We start from the raw sequence: 17583 nt of genomic DNA, 5'->3' as shown, positions 1-17583 counted from the left end.
AAAAATAATATGAAGCCAAAAACATTTTCCATAAAAAAAATATCTTCTTTTGGACCATACAGTACATGCGTACTAATAGAAAATTTTCTGTTTATTTCTGGACAAATAGCCGTTGATCCAGATACTGGAAAATTAGTTGATGAAACTATAGAAATGGAAACGGAAAGAGTCATGAAAAACTTACAAATTATTCTTTCCGAAATTGGAATCGATTTTCAACACGTTATAAAATCTTCCTTATTTGTAAGAAATATGGAAGATTTATCAAAAATAAATTATTCCTATTCAAAATTTTTTCCAAGAGAATATTACCCTGCTAGAGAAACTATTCAAGTTTCTGGATTGCCAAAAAATGCGAACATAGAAATATCCTTAATAGCATATAAAAAAAATTAAAAATGGAGATTTTATTTTCCTGATTTTTGAATTGAAATGAAAAAAAGATGAATTCAAAATATTATTTTTTTTTATTGGGATTCATTTTCCTTTTTTTCTATGAAGGGAATTCTAAGGAAAAAAAAAAAATACAAATCAAACTAATTCATGCCGATTTTATACAAAAAAATGAAAAAAACGATAAAAATGCTTTTTTTCTCATAGGACGTGTTCATTTTCAACATAATGGATATGAACTTTTTTGTGATAGAGCTATCTATTACAAAAAAAGTAATCTATTTTCCGGATATGGAAATGTTCAATTAAAATCAGATAAAAACAAAATATTTTCTCATGAAATAGAATATCATGGAAATAGCAAAAACCTGAAAGCTTTAGGGAAGGTAGTTTTATTTCAAGAAAATATAAAACTAACAGCAAATGCAATTAATTATAATTTTAGAAAAAAAATTTTTCAGGCTATCAAAAACGTCGTTTTATTTTTCAACGAATTAAAATTATCTACTAATATTTTAGAATATAATCTGCATCTTAAAAAGATTTCTTATAAAAAAGGCGGTTTTGTTTTTTATAAAGATTCAGCTCTCTATAGTAAGGAAGGAGATTTTTTTCCTGTAAAAAAAAAGGCAAAACTAAAATTTGAAGTAAAATTAATCCTTAGTAAAAAATATACAGTATATTCCAATGCTATGGAATATCTATTCCAAAAAAATAAAATAAGTTTTCCTAGTCCTACTATTATAATAGAAAGGAATAATACAAATAATTTTATCTATACAAAAGAAGGAACTTTTTTACCTAAAGAAGAAATTTTTTTATCCAAAAAATATTGTAGTATTCATTACAATGGGAAAATTGTAGCAGGAGATTATTTCTTTTTCGATCACAAGAAAAAATATGGATTTATCAAAAATGTCTTTTTAGAAGATAAAGAAAAATCCTATGTAATAGGAGGTCATGGATATTTCGATTTTGTTTCCGGATTAATTTCTTTAAAAAACCATCCCGTGTCTGTAATAAAAATATCTGCAGATAATTCTATCTTTCTTTATTCTGATGCTATAAAAATATACTTCAAAAATGATTCTGCATACTTAATTCAAGTTTTTTCTGTTAAAGGTTTTTTTCTGAATGAAAACCTTCAAGGAAGAAGTGACTACTTGATATACAAAAAATTAGATAATTCCATTCATTTTTATGGAAATCCCATTTTTTGGATAAATAACCAACAATTTTCTGGAAATTTTATATCTATTCATCTTAAAAAAGATTTTTTATTAGATTATTTGAAAATTTTCAAAAATGCCTTCTACATAAAAAAAATAAATTCAAATGAATTTAATCAAATACAAGGAGAAATTATGATAGGTTTTTTTCATCCAAAAAATATTTTATCAAAAATTTTGATTAAAGGAAATGTGAAAAGTATTATTTTTCCTTATTTTTTTCAGGATAAAGGAAATATGAAGAAAATAATTAATAAATCTTCTTGTGGGATGATCGACGTGGATTTAGAGAAAGGAAAAAAAATAAAAAAAATTTCCTGCATAAATAATGCTAATTCAGAACTCTTATTTTTGCATAAGACCAATTACAAGGAGCCTCTTTTTCTTCCTAACTTTTCCTGGATAGAAAAAGAAAAACCTAAAAATGAAAAATATTTAATCCATAAAAAAATGGAAAAATATCGAAGAGAAAGCTTATTGGAAAAAAAAGAAATCAAAAAAATAATAAAATACAATTAAATTCTTATGAAAGGATTAGAAAATGATTTTATGCAATATCAGACTCAAGTGGTTCCTAATCCTATGAAAATTAGGGTAGATTATGCAGATGGTCATTATATTTACGGAAAAGATGGTAAAAAATATTTAGATTTTGTTGCTGGGGTTTCTGTCAATACCTTCGGACATGGAAATAAAAAAATAAAAGAAGCCATAAAAGAACAAGTAGAAAAATATTTACATACTATGGTATATGGGGAATTCATACAGGAACCTTGTGTACAACTTTGTAAAAGTCTAGCAGAAAATACTCCATATCCGCTAAAGACAACTTATTTAGTCACGTCTGGAACGGAAGCTGTAGAAGGGGCCTTGAAATTAGCTAAGGGTTATACTGGAAGAGAAGAAATCATATCTTGTAAATGGGCTTATCATGGGAGCACTCATGGATCTATGAGTATTATGGGGAATGAAAACTACAAAAGGTCTTTCAGACCTCTACTTCCCCTAATTAAATTTTTTACATTTAATAAAATAGAAGAATTAGCTTCTTCCATTACAGAAAAAACAGCTTGTGTTATTTTAGAAACGATACAATGTTCTTCTGGAGTTAGATTGCCTAAAAATTCTTTTCTCAAAGAAGTAAAAAAAAAATGTGAAGAAAAAAAGGTTTTAATGATATTGGATGAAATTCAAACAGGATTTGGAAGAACAGGAAAACTTTTTGCCTTTGAACATTATGGAATAGTTCCAGATATTCTGATAATGGGAAAAGGAATGGGAGGAGGAATGCCTATAAGTGGATTTATGTCCTCTGACAAAATCATGAAATTTTTTTCTGATCATGTTCCTTTGGGTCATTTAAGCACTTTTGGGGGAAATCCGGTAGCGGCTGTTGCTTCTTTAACGACACTAAATCAACTTATTGAGTCTAACATAATGGAAGATATTTTTTTAAAAGAAAAATGGATAAGAAAATATTTAGTTCATGATCAAATCAAAAATATTCATGGAAAAGGACTTCTTTTATCTTTGGAATTGAAAAATGAAAATTATACTCATAGAGTATTAGAATCTTGTTTAAAAAAAGGATTAATTCTATTTCGTTTTTTATTTCATAGTAGTTCTTTGCGTATTTCCCCTCCGTTAACTATTACAAAAAAAGAAATTCAAGAAGGATGTTCTATTATTATAGAATCTTTGAACAATCTTAAAAAGTAAGAAAATTAAGATGTTTTTTTTTTAAAAAAATGTAATTGAGATTTTTTATTGAATTATCGTATAATGGGAAATCTTACCATGGATGGCAAATTCAGAGTGAAGTAAATTCTGTAGAAGGACAATTAGAATATTGTTTATCTAAATTATTAAATACTTCTATAAATATAGTGGGAGCGGGGAGAACAGACAGAGGAGTTCATGCCAAACAAATGTTTGCACATTTTGATTTTGAAGAAAAGATAAGTAATAATTTTGTTAAGAGATTAAATCTTTTTTTGCCTAAATCTATTTATGTATCCAATATTTTTCCAGTTAAAAAACATATTCATGCCAGATTTAATGCATTAAGACGTACTTACAAATATTATTTGAAAAGTGAAAAAAATCCATTTTTTCAAGATTTTTCTTGGCATTGTTTCTATCCATTAGATATTCAAAGAATGAATCTAGCTTCTCAAATTTTAATGAAATATAAAGATTTTAGTTCTTTTTGTAAAAAGAGAAAGGATAAAAAAAATAATATATGTGATATATATCATGCTGATTGGTCTAGAAATAAAATTCATTTTTGTTTTACTATTGAAGCTAATCGTTTTTTAAGAAATATGGTTAGATCCATAATTGGAACATTGATTGATGTGGGAAGAGGAAAAATTAGCATAAATCAATTTATAGAAATTATAGAATTAAAAAATCCTAATACTTGTAGTAGTCCTTCCGTTCCTGCATGTGGTTTATTTCTTACTAAAATTCTTTATCCAGAAGACATTTTTCTATGAAAAAAAATTTAAAAAGAGAAAAATCTTCCTTAAAACAACTTTTAAAAATTAGTTTAAATTATAAACTTATATTAATAGTTACAGTAGGGATTTCTATATTAATATCTTTTATATCTGCTTATCGTCCTAAATTGATACAAAAAGCTATAGACGTTCATATAGTTTATAAGGATTTTTTTGGATTGAAAAATATTTTAATATGGATTATTTTACTTCTTTTCTTAGAAAGTATATTTCATTTTATTTTATTATATCTATCTAATATACTAGCCCAAAATGTTATCAAAACAATTAGAATTCAATTGTTTGAAAAATTACTACATTTCAAGAATTCTTTTTTTAGTAAGACCCCAATTGGAAAATTAGTTTCTTATTCTGTTTCCGACATAGAAACTATTACTGTCATATTTAATGATGGAATACTACTTGTATCTGGAGATGTTTTAAGAATCATGATGATCATTATTATGATGTATACAGTGCATAAAGAGTTATCCTTCATAGTGTTTTTAACAATTCCTTTTATGTACTTTATTACTCGTTTTTTTCAAAAAACATTGAAAAAAACTTTTCATGAAGAACGTGTTCAAACTTCACGTTTAAATAGTTTTTTACAAGAAAATATCATAGGGATGTCTATTATACAACTTTTTCATAAAGAGAAAGAAGAATTTTTAAAATTTAAATCTATCAATCATAGATTGATGAATGCACATTTTAAAACTATTTTTTATTTTTCTATTTTTTTTCCAATAGTGGAACTTGTATCTGCAGTTACAATAAGTATTGTAATATTTTATGGAGGTTTTCATGCTATGGAAAGTGAAAATGTAAAACCTGGACAAATTATTGCTTTTATTTTTTTTATTTATCTTCTTTTTCGCCCTATGCGACAAATAGCAGATAGATTTAACATTATACAAAGAGGAATAGCTGGTATAGAACGTATATTTTCCATATTAAACTCGGAGGAGATGATTGTTAATAAGGGGAGCATACGAATAAAAAAATTAAAAGGACATATTGTATTTAATAATGTTTATTTTTCCTATATTGATGGAGAAACAGTTTTGAAAGGAATTTCTTTTGAAATAAAACCTGGAGAAAAAATAGCTATAGTGGGATCTACAGGTTCTGGAAAATCTACCATAACACATTTAATTTCTAGATTATACGATATAAAAAAAGGAAAAATCCTAATTGATGGACATTATATTCAAGATATTGAACTAAAAAATCTAAGATCTCACATAAGAGTAGTTACACAGGATACCTTTTTATTTAATGATTCGATTATCAATAATATTACCTTAGGGGATCCTTCAATTAGTGTAGAAAAAATAGAAGAAATGGCAAAAAAAATAGGAATACATGGTTTTATTACATCTTTACCTCACGGATATAAATCCATTGTAAAAGAAAGAGGAGGGATCTTATCACTTGGAGAAAAACAATTGATTGCCTTTTTAAGAGTACAAATGCATCCTTATTCTATACTGATCTTAGATGAGGCAACTGCATCTTTAAATAAAGAATTGGAAAAATTGATCTATCATGCTACAGATAGTTTAACTAAAAATAAAACTTCAATTATTATCACTCATCGTCTTTCTACGTTAGAAAATGCTGATAAAATTTTAGTGATAAACAAAGGTCATCTTGTAGAAAAAGGAAGTCATAAAGAATTAATTCAATTAAATGGATATTATGCAGGTTTATTCAATAAGTAATCTTAATTATTTCCCTGAGCAAGGATATTCTATTCTTAAATAAGTTTTTTTTAACTGGTTTTTTATCCAATTTTTTATTTTTTCTTCTTGCTTTATATTCATGACTAAATTTTTTAATTGAGTATAATCTTCTTTAAAAGAAATAGGATGAGAAGGTTTACGTTTTAATAATTTGACTATGAAAAAAACTTCTTTTCCATTTACAATTTCTTTATAAGGTTCAGAAATTTCTCCATCTTTTAAATTTTGTAATGTTTTTTTCATATTTTTTGATATTTGATTTTCTTCAACCCAAATTTTTTTCCATACAGAATGATTCACAATTCCATTATGCAATAGAGGTCTTTCATTTGAAATAGTTTCAAAAGAAATTTTATGATTTATAAGATGATTTTTAATTTCATATGCAAATGATTTAGCTTTTCGTAATTCTTCTTCCGTATATTTAGGTTGTATTAAAATGTGTCTTATATCTATTTCTTCTCCTCTTTTTTTTTCTAACTTAACTAAATGAAAACCTAAATCTGTTTCAAAAGGTTCAGATATTTGTTTTTCCTCTAAAGAAAAAACTATTCGTTCGAATTCTTTTGATATATTTTTTTTCTTAACTCCATTAATGAGACCTCCTTTGAATGCAGAAGAATAATCTTCTGATAATAAAATAGCTTTCATGGAAAAATCCTTATCAGAATGTATTTCCTTTTTTATTTTTTTCAAAAAATTCACAATTTTTTCTCGATGTTCTTTACTGAATTTTGGAGATAAAATCATATAAGAAACACAAATTTTTTTAGGAATAATAGGAAGTTTTTCTTTTTCTTTATTGAAAAAATATTTTACTTCTTCAGGAGATATCTCAATATCTTCCTTCATTTTTTGATAAAACTTCTCTATATACTGATTATTTTTAATTTTTTCAGTTAATTCTTCCAAAGAGAAATTTTTGGAAAAATTACTATTAAATTCCTTTAAAAATTCTTCTTTTTTTGATTGGATTTCTTGATTATCTATTTGTAGACTCGGATCTTTTTTTGCATGATAAAGTATTAACTTATGAATTATCAAATTTTCTAATCCTTTACAAGGGGTAATTTTTTTATTAGAATTTAAATAATGTTTTACTTCGGAATCTAAGAGTATCTCATCTCCTATGACAGCTGTCATTCCACCTATTTTTTCAAAAGTGAATGAAGGAAAAGGAATACAGAAAATTATCAACATCAACAAAATAAAAAAACATTCTTGCTTTAACTTAAAGAAAATATTCCTCATATCATAAATTAAATTTGCAATTTAATAATCAAACTGATTAAAAAAAAAAACAATTATCAATTATGACTTTAATAACTAAAAATCTATACAAAAAGTATAAAAAAAAAAATGTGGTTAAAGATGTCTCTCTTCGTTTAAATCGTGGAGAAATAGTGGGGATAATAGGTCCAAATGGAGCTGGAAAAACTACTTCTTTTTATATGATTGTAGGAATGATTCAACCTGATCAAGGTAAAATATTTCTTAATGGAGAAAATATTACTGGATATCCCATGTATAAACGTTCTAGAAAAGGAATTGGATATTTAGCACAAGAACCGTCTATTTTTAGAAAACTATCTGTAGAAGATAATATTTTATGCATATTAGAAATGCAAAAAAATTCCTATAAAGAAATAAAAATAAGAACGGAAGAACTTCTGGAAGAATTAGGGTTACAGCATATCCGAAAATTACAGGGAGGTCTTCTCTCTGGGGGAGAACGTAGACGTACTGAAATTGCTAGATGTTTAGCTATAAATCCTACATTTATTCTTTTAGATGAACCTTTTTCTGGAATAGATCCTATAGCTATAGAAGAATTACAAAAAATTATTCTTTCTTTAAAAAAAAAAAATATTGGAATATTAATTACTGATCATAATGTTCAAGAAACTTTTCTGATAGCAGATCGTCTTTATCTCATGTTTGAAGGGAAAATTTTAAAAGATGGATCTCCTAAAAAATTAATGCAAGATCCTATGGTAAAAAAAGTTTATTTGGGAAATTATTTTGTAAAAATCCATAAAAAAGAAAAATGAATCATCGTTTTATAGGTCCAGAAATAGAATTATTTCTTAATGGAGAACCGCCTGATATTTTCTGCAAAAAAAATTTATTTTGTAAAAAAAAAATATTTGCGGTTGATGGAGCTTTTTACTATTTAAAAAAAATGGGAATACAGATAGATTATCTTAGTGGAGATTTCGACTCTCTTTTAAAAAAAGATATTCCTTTAGGAAGGGATTTTTTTGAAACGAATGATCAAAATTATACTGATTTTGATAAAGCTTTGCAAATCATACATCATCAAGGTTTTTTAAATGTGAATGTTTGGGGAGCTAGTGGAAAAGAACAAGATCATTTTTTGGGAAATTTATCTACAGCTTTGAAATATAAAAGAAAGTTATCTTTAATTTTTCATGATGATTATCATTCTTATTTTTTTTCTGATAAAAAAAATATTTTTTATCAGAAAAAAAATAAGAAGATATCTCTCTTTCCATTTCCAAAAGTAGAAGGACTTTTTACTCATGGTCTAAAATATCCGATAAGTAAGGAATTATTAAAAATGGGGAAACGGATAGGAATTAGAAATGAAGCTATAGAAAACCCAATAGAAATAAGTTATCAAAAGGGAGAATTATTAATTTTCATAGAAAAATAAAAAAAAAATGACGTAAATATTACTTTTTTATCTCCTGATAAGATTTTCCTATATAATTTAGGAGATCTCCAGCTATTAGAGATTCTTCATTTAATTCTATAGAAGCTAAATCTCCGGATAATCCATGTAAATAGACTCCCATAAGACAAGAATCTTTTGGAGAGTATCCTTGAGCCAATAAACCTGTAATTATTCCGGTAAGAACATCTCCACTACCTGCGGTGGACATTCCTGGATTTCCGGTACTATTAAAATATAGGTCTCCATTGGGAGTAGCAATGACTGTATGTGCTCCTTTTAATACAAGGTAAAAAGTATGTTTCTTGGCTAATTTTTTTAAATTATCCAATTTTTGATAATCATTTTTCCATGGGCCATATAATCTATGAAATTCCTTGGGATGTGGAGTAAGAATAGTATTTTCAGGAATAAAATTTAATATATTTAATTTATCGGATAGAATATTTATAGCATCGGCATCTATGACCATAGGAGTTTCCTTTTTTTTATTCTTAAAAAAGAAAGATTCTAAAGCATATGCCGTTATAGGATTTTTCCCCATTCCCATTCCTATTCCTATAGCATTAACAGGAATATCGTTAGGGATGTTACTTATAAAATTATCTCTTAAATCTGTATTCACTATTGCTTCCGGAATAATGGTTTGTATGATTTGATATCCACAACGTGGAACATATACACTTAATTTTCCTATTCCAATTCGAAAACTCCCTTTTGCAGAAAGAACCATAGATCCAATCATTCCATAATGCCCTCCAATAAGCAGTCCATGACCAAAATTTCCTTTATGGGAAAATTTTTTTCTTTTTTTATATATGGACCGGATACATTTTTTATCTAGATAAAAGTTTTTTACAGGAATATTATTTGTATATTCATCTTTCCATCCAATGTTCAATAAATCCCATTTTCCAACATAATCCGCATAGTCTGGAAAAAAAAAAGGTAATTTTGGAACTTGGAAAGTTAATGTATAATCAGCTTTAATAATAACTTCCAAATCTTCTCTATTTTTTTCCATAAAAATTCCAGAAGGAATATCTATAGATATAACAGATGTAAATTTGTTATCATTGATAAAATGAAAAAATGATTTCCAATATTTATTTATAGAACGGTTCAATCCGATTCCAAAAATCGCATCAATAAGTATACTATTTCTATTTAGAAAGGGAAATGGATCTCCTTTCTTAATTTTTTTCAATTCTATTCCATATTTGAATATCTTATTTTTATTTATGACAAATTCTGGAGATAAATGATTAGAAATATAAAGGATATATACAGTTATATCAACCCCATGTTGATATAACATCCTAGCCAAAGCCAGACCATCTCCTCCATTTTTTCCATTTCCTGCCAAAACTATCACTTTATGAAGTGGATGGAAGTGATTCATTATCCAATAAAAACAACTTTTTGCTGCTCTTTCCATTAATTCTATAGAAGAAATATATTCGTTATCAATACAATATTGATCTATTTTTTTAATTTGATTTAATGAAAGAATTTTCATTTTTTTAAATGAATTTATTATTTTTGATTTGGTTATTTGTTTAACAAAAATAATATAAAACAATAAATTTGGATATTTAGATGGCCGAGTATAATTTGACCCTTCCAGCCATGGGGGAAAGTATAGCTGAGGCTACTATCATTCGTTGGTTAAAAAACGAAGGAGATTCTATAAAAAAAGAAGATATTTTAGTGGAGATTGCTACGGATAAGGTAGATTCTGAAATTTCTTCTCCTGTAAATGGAATATTGAAAAAAAAATTGTTTTCTGCAAATGAAGTGGCTAAGGTAGGAAGTTCTATAGCTATTTTAGAAACAGAAGAAACATTCAAAATATTTCCTGAAGAGGATGTTTATGCAGTATCTCCATGTAAACGTTTCTATTCTCCTCTTGTACGTACTATTGCTTATAAAGAAGAAATTAGTTCATCTGAATTAGATACTATAGAAGGTACCGGATATAAAAATCGTGTAACCAAAAAGGACATTCTGAAATATCTTCATTTAAAGAAAAAAACTAGAATCATATCTCCTAATTATGCATTTTTATCCTCCTATAACAGTCAGAATCATGAGGAAATCGTAGAAATGGATAGAATGCGTAAGATTACGGCTTCTCATATGATTGAAAGTAAAAACATATCTGCACATGTGACTTCATTTGTGGAAGCAGATGTGACAAATATTGTCAAATGGAGAGATAAAATAAAAGATTCTTTCCAGAAGAATACAGGAGAAAAATTAACCTTAATGTCCGTTTTTGTAGAATGTGTAGTTAAAGCTATAAAAGATCTTCCAATGATCAACATTTCTGTTAATGGAACTAATATTATAAAAAAGAGAAATATTCATATAGGATTAGCTACCGCATTACCTAATGGGAATTTGATTGTTCCTGTGATTAAAGATGCAGATTCCTATAGTTTAGGAGGATTAATAAAAATTATTAATGATTTAATCAAAAGAGCTAGATCTAATCAATTAAAACCTGAAGAAACTCAAGGAGGAACTTATACAATCAGTAATATTGGAAGCTTTGGAAATCTATTTGGAACTCCTATTATACATCAACCACAAGTGGCTATTATGGCAATAGGTTTAATCCAAAAAAAATTATCTGTAATAGAAACTCCAGAGGGAGATTTTATTGGGATAAGACATAAAATTTATTTATCTCATTCTTATGATCATAGAGTAATCGATGGAGTTTTGGGAGGAGGTTTTGCTAAAAAAGTAGCCTTATATTTAGAAAAATTTAATTGTTATACAAAAATAATATGAAAATAAGTTTTGATGTATTAATAGAAATTCCTAAAGGAAGTAGGAATAAATATGAATTCGATAAAAAAAATAATCTAATTCGTTTAGATAGAGTCTTATATTCTCCTATGAGCTATCCAACAGACTATGGTTTTATTCCAAAAACTCTCTCAAAAGATGGAGATCCATTAGATGTCTTAGTTTTCTTAACAGAACCTACAATACCAGGTTGTTTAATTACAGTAAAACCCATTGGAATTTTTTTTATGACTGATGAAAAAGGCGAAGATGAAAAAATTATCGGTGTTCCTATTTCTGATCCAAACTATAATACAATTAACAATGTTGATGAAATATCATTTCATGTTAAAAAAGAAATTGAACATTTTTTTCTCGTGTATAAAGATCTAGAAAATAAGAAAGTAAAAATTGGAGATTGGAAGAATCAAAAGGAAGCTATTTCTGTTTATAAAGAATCTTATTTGAGGTATAAAAATTTTTATCCGAATGGATAAATTTTATAAACGTAATTCTTTTAATTTTTCCTTTTTTAAAAAATAAGGAGTGTTTACCATCGTGTCTCTTCCAGAATTATTTTTTGGAAATGCAATAAAATCTTTAATATTTTCTTTTCCTTCTAAAATAGTTATTAATCTATCTAATCCAAAAGCAATTCCTCCATGAGGTGGGGTTCCATATTCAAAAGCTTTTGTTAAAAAACCAAATTCTGATTCTATGTCTTTTATAGAAAAACCCAAATGTTTAAATATTGAATCTTGTATATTTTTATCATGAACACGTATAGAACCTCCTCCAATCTCCATTCCATTAATGATCAATTCGTAGGATTTGGTACGAATATATCCTGGATTTTTCTTATCCAATAAATGAATATCCTCTTTTATTGGACTAGTAAAAGGATGATGGAAAGATTTATATCGTTTGGATTTTTCATCCCATTCCAAAAGCGGCAAATCTATAATCCATAAAGGTTTAAATACTTGAGGATTTTTTAAATTTAAATGATGAGCCATTTCTATACGTAATTTACTTAGTTTCGCTCTTGTTTTTCTTTTTTTCCCAAAAATTATGAACAGTAAATCACCAGGTTTTGCTTTAAAACATTTTATAAGTTTCATTAAATTTTCATGACTTAATAATTTTTTTGAAGAAAGTATTGTCTTATCCGTAAAGAATTTTATCCAAAATATTTCTTCAGGGTTTATTTTGGGTTCTCTTATTCCTTCTATAATTGAATAAATTTGATTACATGTATAATGACTACATTTTGGAACATTTATTCCTATTGTTAATTCCTTTTTTTTTAAAAATTCAATTCCTTTTTTTTGTGCCCACTCATTGAGTTTCACAAATTTCATTCCAAAACGTAAATCAGGAGAATCTGTTCCGTACAGATCCATGGAATTAGAATAAGAAATGCATGTAAAAGATTCTAATTCAATATTTTTTATTTTTTTAAATAGATGTTTGATAAAATTTTCAAAAAAAATCAAAATGTCATGAACATCTACAAAAGCCATCTCACAATCTATTTGTGTAAATTCTATTTGACGATCTGAACGAGCATCTTCATCTCGAAAACATTTTGCTATTTGAAAATATTTATCTATGCCTCCTATCATCAATAATTGTTTGAATAATTGAGGAGATTGAGGTAAAGCATAAAACATTCCAGAATGTATCCTAGACGGGACAACAAAACTTCTAGCTCCTTCCGGAGTTTGGTTTATCAATACAGGAGTTTCTATTTCTAAAAATCCGTTTTTAGAAAGGAAATTTCTTGTTTCTAGAGAAATCTCATGACGAAGGATTAAATTATTTTTTATAGGATTTCTTCGAATATCAAGATATCTATATTTCATCCGACATTCTTCATCTCCATCTGTTTGATCTTCTATAAGAAAAGGAAGAGGAATAGAAGGATTTAATATTTCTAATCTAGAAACTAAAACTTCTATTTCCCCTGTAGGAATCTTTTGATTTATAGATTTTCTTTTTATGACTTCTCCACTGATTTTAATGACGAATTCTTTTCTTAATTCTATTTTATTGATTAACTTTTTTGAAAAAACAAGTTGTATAATTCCAAAAAAATCTCTAAGATCTATAAAAATTAAGGAACCTAAATTTCTTATTTTTTGAATCCATCCAGATAAAATTACTTTTTTTCCAATATCCTTTTTACACAACTCTCCACAATTATGTGTTCTGTAATAGTGCATTTCAACTCTTTTTATGATTTTTAGTAGATAATTCCTCATAAGCTTCTACAAGATCTCCAGGTCTAAGATTATGGTAATTTTTAATTCCCAATCCACATTCATATCCTTTAGAAACTTCTTTCACATCTTCTTTAAAACGTTTCAAAGAAGTAAACTCTCCATTATGAATGACAATCCCTTCCCTAATTAATCTTACTTTTGCTTGACGTAATAATTTTCCTTCTACTACCATACATCCAGCTATCGTCCCAGTTTTTGGAATTTTAAATATTTCTCTTATTTCTGCATTTCCTAATATCTTTTCTCTTATTTCAGGGGATAGCATTCCATCCATTGCTTCTTTTATATCATTGATCACATCATATATAATTGAATAAGTACGTATTTCTATATCCTCTTTTTTGGCTATATTTTTAGCCCCATGATTAGGACGAACATTAAATCCTATAATAATAGCATCAGAAGCGCTAGCTAATAAAACATCAGACTCTGTTATTTGACCAACTCCTTTATATATAATATTTACCATAATCGTATTTATAGATAATTTTTGAAGTGCATCAGCTAGAGCTTCAACGGATCCATCTACATCTCCCTTAAGAATTATTTTTAGTTCTTTAAAATCTCCTAGGGCTATACGTCTACCTATTTCATCTAAAGTCAAATGCTTTTGAGCTCGTATATTTTGTTCTCTTTGTAATTGTTCTCTTCTAGAAGCAATCTGTTTAGCTTCTTTTTCATCTTTAAAAACTTTGAATTTATCTCCAGCGGTAGGAGCTCCATTTAATCCAAGTATAGTAATAGGCTTAGAAGGTCCTGCTAATGAAATGGATTTTCCCCGTTCATCTAAAATACTTTTTACTTTTCCATGATGGCTACCTGCTAATACATAGTCTCCCAATTTTAAGGTTCCACCTTGTAAAAGCATAGTTGTTACATAACCTCTTCCTTTATCTAAAGAAGCTTCTATTACTGTCCCTACAGCAGGTTTATTTGGATTAGCTTTTAAATCTAGTAGTTCAGCTACCAAAAGAACTTTTTCTAATAATTGATCCACTCCTGTTCCTAATTTTGCGGATATTTCTTGAGATGGGAATTTTCCTCCCCATTCTTCAACTAAGAAATTTAAATTAGCCAATTGTTCTCGAATTTTTTCAGGTCTTGAATTTATCTTATCTATTTTATTAAGCACAAATATTATAGGAACATTTGCTGCCTGAGCATGACTAATAGCTTCTTTTGTTTGAGGTCTTACTTGATCATCCGCGGCAATGACTATGAGAGCAATGTCTGTGATTTGTGCCCCTCTTGCACGCATTGCTGTAAAAGCCTCATGACCTGGAGTATCTAAAAAAGTGATGCTTTGATGATTAGAACATTCTACACTATAAGCGGCTATATGTTGAGTAATTCCACCAGCTTCTCCAGCAATTACATTAGTATTTCTAATATAATCTAACAAAGAAGTTTTTCCATGATCCACATGTCCCATCACAGTAATAATAGGAGGTCTTGGTTTTAAATTTTCTTCTAAATCCTCATCATCTTGCACTGCTTCTTCTAAGTCTAAACCAACAAATTCTACATTATATCCAAATTCATCTGCCACTAGTGTTAGTATCTCTGCATCCAATCGTTGATTCATGGTTACCATAATGCCTAAAGACATACAGGAGACAATCACATCCGTTGCATTGACATTCATCATAGATGCTAATTCATTGACGGTTGTAAATTCAGCTACTTTAAGGACTTTATCTTGTTTTTTATTTTCTATTTCACTTTGTAGAATCCTTTTTTCTTTTTTAGATTGACGTTTTTCTTTTCTAATTTTTGAAGCTTTTGATTTTATTCCTTTTGAGGAAAGTTTTTCTAGAGTTTCTTTAATTTGTTTTTCAATTTTCTCATCTGTAATTCCTGATTTTTGTAAACTTTTCTTAGTTTTATATTTTTCCACTTTATCTTTATTATTCTCAAGATAAAAAGAATGTTTAAAAAAATTTCTCCTATTTTTATCCTGTTTTTTTCTTATAGAAGTATTCTTTATATCCTCGACAATAATTTCTTTCTTAATTCTTTTGCGTTTTTTTTTAATGTTATTTTCTTGTTTTGTTCTTTTTTTTTCAAATTGAGATAAATCAATCCTGTCTCCTGTTAACATGACTCCATCTAGTTTTTGGTAAATAGTATCTATGTGTTCAGGTTTATCTTTATTATGTTGAATGGATTTTTCTGTTTTTTTATCTGCAAAGTATTTGATATTTTTTTCTTGTATCGATTTTATAAAAGGCTTTCTTTCTTTATCCTTTTTTTTTTCTTTAGTTTTAGCATATTCTTTTGTTCCATATGTATTTTCTAATGTATCAATATCTATTTTTCCTATTTTTTTAAATTCAATTAAATTTTCTGATTTTGCACGAATAATTTGAGGAGAATGTTTTGATTTTAATAATTCTTCTTTTATTTTTTCCTTTTCTATTCTTTTTTGTAAAAAAGCTTTTTCTGAAGCATCTCGTATTTCTTTATAGGTCTGAAATTCTCGAACTAGAAATCTGTAGACTTTTTCTTCTATTTTTGCATTAGGATTATTTTCTATTTCAATTCCTTTTTTTTGTAAAAAATTAACGACTCTTTGCAAAGAAATATTGAATTTAGTTAATACTGTTTTTAATCTGATTTTATCAGTCATAAGAAAAAAAATAAAAATTTAGGTAAAAAAAATCATGTATCATGTATTTAATTATTATAATTATTATATATTTCCTCCTCAAATTCTTTTTTTAAAATTGAAACCACTTTATTTATAATTTTTTCTTCAAGATTCGTACGTTTACTTAAATCGTTATTTCTGTAATTTAAAACAGATTTTGCAGTAGTTAAACCAACTTTGTGAAATCTTTCAAGAACTTCCGGTTCTATTTCATCAGAAAACTCTGTTAATTCTACGTCATCTTCATAAGGAAAATCTCTAAATATGTGTATTTTATATCCAGTTAATTGACTAGCTAATCGAATGTTTTGCCCACCCCTTCCAATTGCTTTAGATATTTCTTCCAATTTTACATATACATTTACATATTTGTGTTCTTCATTCACTTCCATCATAGAAACTTTAGCAGGACTTAATGCCCTTGTTATATATAATTGGATATTAGTAGTGTAATTAATAACGTCTATATTTTCGTTTTTTAATTCTCTCACAATAGGATGAATCCTAGATCCTTTCATCCCTACGCAAGCACCAATTGGATCTATACGATCATCATAGGAATCCACGGAAACTTTAGCTTTTTCTCCCGGAATACGTGCTACTTTTTTTACTGTAATTAAACCTTCAGATACTTCTGGAATCTCTAATTTAAAAAGTTCTTCTAGAAAAGAATCATCTTTTCTAGTAAGAATTGCTAAAGGTTTATTGTCTTTCCAATCCACTCTTTTTACTAATGCTCTAACAGGATCTCCTTTGCGAAAAAAATCGTTTGGAATTTGTTCTTGTTTAGGCAAAACCATTTCATTTTGTTCTTCATCTCTCATAATAATTTGCTTAGGTAAAATGTGATAGACTTCGACATTAATAATTTCCCCGATTTTATTCTTGAATTTTTTATAGATATTGGTATTATCGTATTCATTTATTTTGGAAAGCAAGTTTTGTCTCAAAGATAAAATAGCTCTTCTTCCAAGGGATTTAAGTTCCACTTTTTCTGTAACTTCTTCTCCTATCTCAAAATCTATTTCTATTTTACGTGCTGTAGATAATTCTATCTCCTTATTAACATCTTTCACCGTTCCATCTTGAACTACTATGCGATTTCTCCATATTTCTAAATCTCCTTGATCTGGATTTACAATAATATCATAATTTTTAGAAGAATCGTATTTTTTTCTTAATACACATCGTATGGATTCTTCTAAAATAGCCATTAGACTTGCTCTATCTATGTTTTTTTCATCTTTAAAAACTGAAAAAGAATCTATTAAAGCTTCATTATCCAT

The 17583-nt window shown here is 27.3% G+C and carries 14 protein-coding genes; 9 read left to right on the top strand and 5 right to left on the bottom strand.

Features of this window, described 5'->3' with window-relative positions; genetic code table 11:
* Positions 1-9 precede the first annotated feature (9 nt).
* Genes BPLAN_RS00075 through BPLAN_RS00055 form a run of 5 tightly spaced genes read left to right on the top strand, consistent with a single transcriptional unit; the run spans position 10 to position 5850 of the window.
* A complete protein-coding gene (locus BPLAN_RS00075) occupies positions 10-396 on the top strand; it encodes a Rid family detoxifying hydrolase (protein ID WP_012821183.1) in 387 nt (128 codons plus the stop codon).
* Positions 397-443: 47 nt separating this feature from the next.
* A complete protein-coding gene (locus BPLAN_RS00070; RefSeq protein ID WP_012821182.1) occupies positions 444-2141 on the top strand; it encodes an OstA-like protein in 1698 nt (565 codons plus the stop codon).
* A gap of 6 nt (positions 2142-2147) precedes the next feature.
* Entirely contained in the window at positions 2148-3341 is a 1194-nt protein-coding gene (locus BPLAN_RS00065) for an aspartate aminotransferase family protein (protein ID WP_012821181.1), read from the top strand.
* Positions 3342-3376: 35 nt separating this feature from the next.
* Positions 3377-4120 carry a tRNA pseudouridine(38-40) synthase TruA gene (gene truA / locus BPLAN_RS00060; protein WP_012821180.1) on the top strand — a complete coding sequence of 248 codons (744 nt, stop codon included), beginning with the start codon at positions 3377-3379 and terminating at the stop codon, positions 4118-4120.
* Positions 4117-5850 carry an ABC transporter ATP-binding protein gene (locus BPLAN_RS00055; protein ID WP_012821179.1) on the top strand — a complete coding sequence of 578 codons (1734 nt, stop codon included), beginning with the start codon at positions 4117-4119 and terminating at the stop codon, positions 5848-5850. The genes truA and BPLAN_RS00055 overlap by 4 nt, the downstream gene beginning before the upstream one ends.
* Before the next feature lie 6 nt (positions 5851-5856).
* Here BPLAN_RS00055 and BPLAN_RS00050 read toward each other — a convergent pair whose 3' ends face one another.
* Positions 5857-7071, bottom strand: coding sequence for a peptidylprolyl isomerase (locus BPLAN_RS00050; protein ID WP_238523128.1), 1215 nt, complete (start codon positions 7069-7071; stop codon positions 5857-5859).
* A gap of 113 nt (positions 7072-7184) precedes the next feature.
* Here BPLAN_RS00050 and lptB point away from each other — a divergent pair, with 113 nt between their 5' ends.
* Entirely contained in the window at positions 7185-7922 is a 738-nt protein-coding gene (gene lptB / locus BPLAN_RS00045) for an LPS export ABC transporter ATP-binding protein (RefSeq protein WP_012821177.1), read from the top strand.
* The gene (locus BPLAN_RS00040; protein WP_012821176.1) at positions 7919-8548 is read left to right on the top strand and encodes a thiamine diphosphokinase; all 630 of its coding nucleotides are present in this window, start codon (positions 7919-7921) and stop codon (positions 8546-8548) included. Before lptB ends, BPLAN_RS00040 begins: the two co-directional genes overlap by 4 nt.
* Positions 8549-8567: 19 nt before the next feature.
* Here the strand turns inward: BPLAN_RS00040 and BPLAN_RS00035 are convergent, their stop codons facing one another.
* A complete protein-coding gene (locus tag BPLAN_RS00035; RefSeq protein WP_012821175.1) occupies positions 8568-10085 on the bottom strand; it encodes a bifunctional ADP-dependent NAD(P)H-hydrate dehydratase/NAD(P)H-hydrate epimerase in 1518 nt (505 codons plus the stop codon).
* A gap of 80 nt (positions 10086-10165) precedes the next feature.
* Between BPLAN_RS00035 and BPLAN_RS00030 the strand changes: the two genes are divergently transcribed.
* Positions 10166-11365: a dihydrolipoamide acetyltransferase family protein gene (locus BPLAN_RS00030; protein ID WP_012821174.1), complete on the top strand. Its 1200-nt coding sequence runs from the start codon at positions 10166-10168 to the stop codon at positions 11363-11365.
* Positions 11362-11859 carry an inorganic diphosphatase gene (locus tag BPLAN_RS00025; RefSeq protein ID WP_012821173.1) on the top strand — a complete coding sequence of 166 codons (498 nt, stop codon included), beginning with the start codon at positions 11362-11364 and terminating at the stop codon, positions 11857-11859. The genes BPLAN_RS00030 and BPLAN_RS00025 overlap by 4 nt, the downstream gene beginning before the upstream one ends.
* Positions 11860-11862: 3 nt before the next feature.
* On the opposite strand, the gene aspS is transcribed toward BPLAN_RS00025, so the two are convergent.
* The 3 genes from aspS to nusA are packed head-to-tail and all read right to left on the bottom strand — an operon-like array spanning position 11863 to position 17583.
* On the bottom strand, positions 11863-13587 hold the full coding sequence (aspS, locus tag BPLAN_RS00020) for an aspartate--tRNA ligase (protein WP_012821172.1): 1725 nt from the start codon (positions 13585-13587) through the stop codon (positions 11863-11865).
* Position 13588: 1 nt separating this feature from the next.
* The gene (gene infB / locus BPLAN_RS00015) at positions 13589-16276 is read right to left on the bottom strand and encodes a translation initiation factor IF-2 (protein ID WP_012821171.1); all 2688 of its coding nucleotides are present in this window, start codon (positions 16274-16276) and stop codon (positions 13589-13591) included.
* 47 nt (positions 16277-16323) lie between these two features.
* Positions 16324-17583 carry a transcription termination factor NusA gene (gene nusA / locus BPLAN_RS00010; protein WP_012821170.1) on the bottom strand — a complete coding sequence of 420 codons (1260 nt, stop codon included), beginning with the start codon at positions 17581-17583 and terminating at the stop codon, positions 16324-16326.

Source organism: Blattabacterium sp. (Periplaneta americana) str. BPLAN, assembly GCF_000093165.1.
Classification (GTDB): Bacteria; Bacteroidota; Bacteroidia; order Flavobacteriales; family Blattabacteriaceae; genus Blattabacterium.
This window is presented reverse-complemented; position numbering and strand designations above follow the sequence as displayed.

Bases quoted from the DNA above. Each gene is read 5' to 3' on its own strand.
- BPLAN_RS00075 (WP_012821183.1), top strand. From the start codon at position 10: ATGAAGCCAAAAACATTTTCCATAAAAAAAATATCTTCTTTTGGACCA.
- BPLAN_RS00070 (WP_012821182.1), top strand. From the start codon at position 444: ATGAATTCAAAATATTATTTTTTTTTATTGGGATTCATTTTCCTTTTT.
- BPLAN_RS00065 (WP_012821181.1), top strand. From the start codon at position 2,148: ATGAAAGGATTAGAAAATGATTTTATGCAATATCAGACTCAAGTGGTT.
- BPLAN_RS00055 (WP_012821179.1), top strand. From the start codon at position 4,117: ATGAAAAAAAATTTAAAAAGAGAAAAATCTTCCTTAAAACAACTTTTA.
- BPLAN_RS00050 (WP_238523128.1), bottom strand. From the start codon at position 7,071: ATGTTGATAATTTTCTGTATTCCTTTTCCTTCATTCACTTTTGAAAAA.
- lptB (WP_012821177.1), top strand. From the start codon at position 7,185: ATGACTTTAATAACTAAAAATCTATACAAAAAGTATAAAAAAAAAAAT.
- BPLAN_RS00040 (WP_012821176.1), top strand. From the start codon at position 7,919: ATGAATCATCGTTTTATAGGTCCAGAAATAGAATTATTTCTTAATGGA.
- BPLAN_RS00035 (WP_012821175.1), bottom strand. From the start codon at position 10,085: ATGAAAATTCTTTCATTAAATCAAATTAAAAAAATAGATCAATATTGT.
- BPLAN_RS00030 (WP_012821174.1), top strand. From the start codon at position 10,166: ATGGCCGAGTATAATTTGACCCTTCCAGCCATGGGGGAAAGTATAGCT.
- BPLAN_RS00025 (WP_012821173.1), top strand. From the start codon at position 11,362: ATGAAAATAAGTTTTGATGTATTAATAGAAATTCCTAAAGGAAGTAGG.
- aspS (WP_012821172.1), bottom strand. From the start codon at position 13,587: ATGCACTATTACAGAACACATAATTGTGGAGAGTTGTGTAAAAAGGAT.
- infB (WP_012821171.1), bottom strand. From the start codon at position 16,276: ATGACTGATAAAATCAGATTAAAAACAGTATTAACTAAATTCAATATT.
- nusA (WP_012821170.1), bottom strand. From the start codon at position 17,583: ATGGATAATGAAGCTTTAATAGATTCTTTTTCAGTTTTTAAAGATGAA.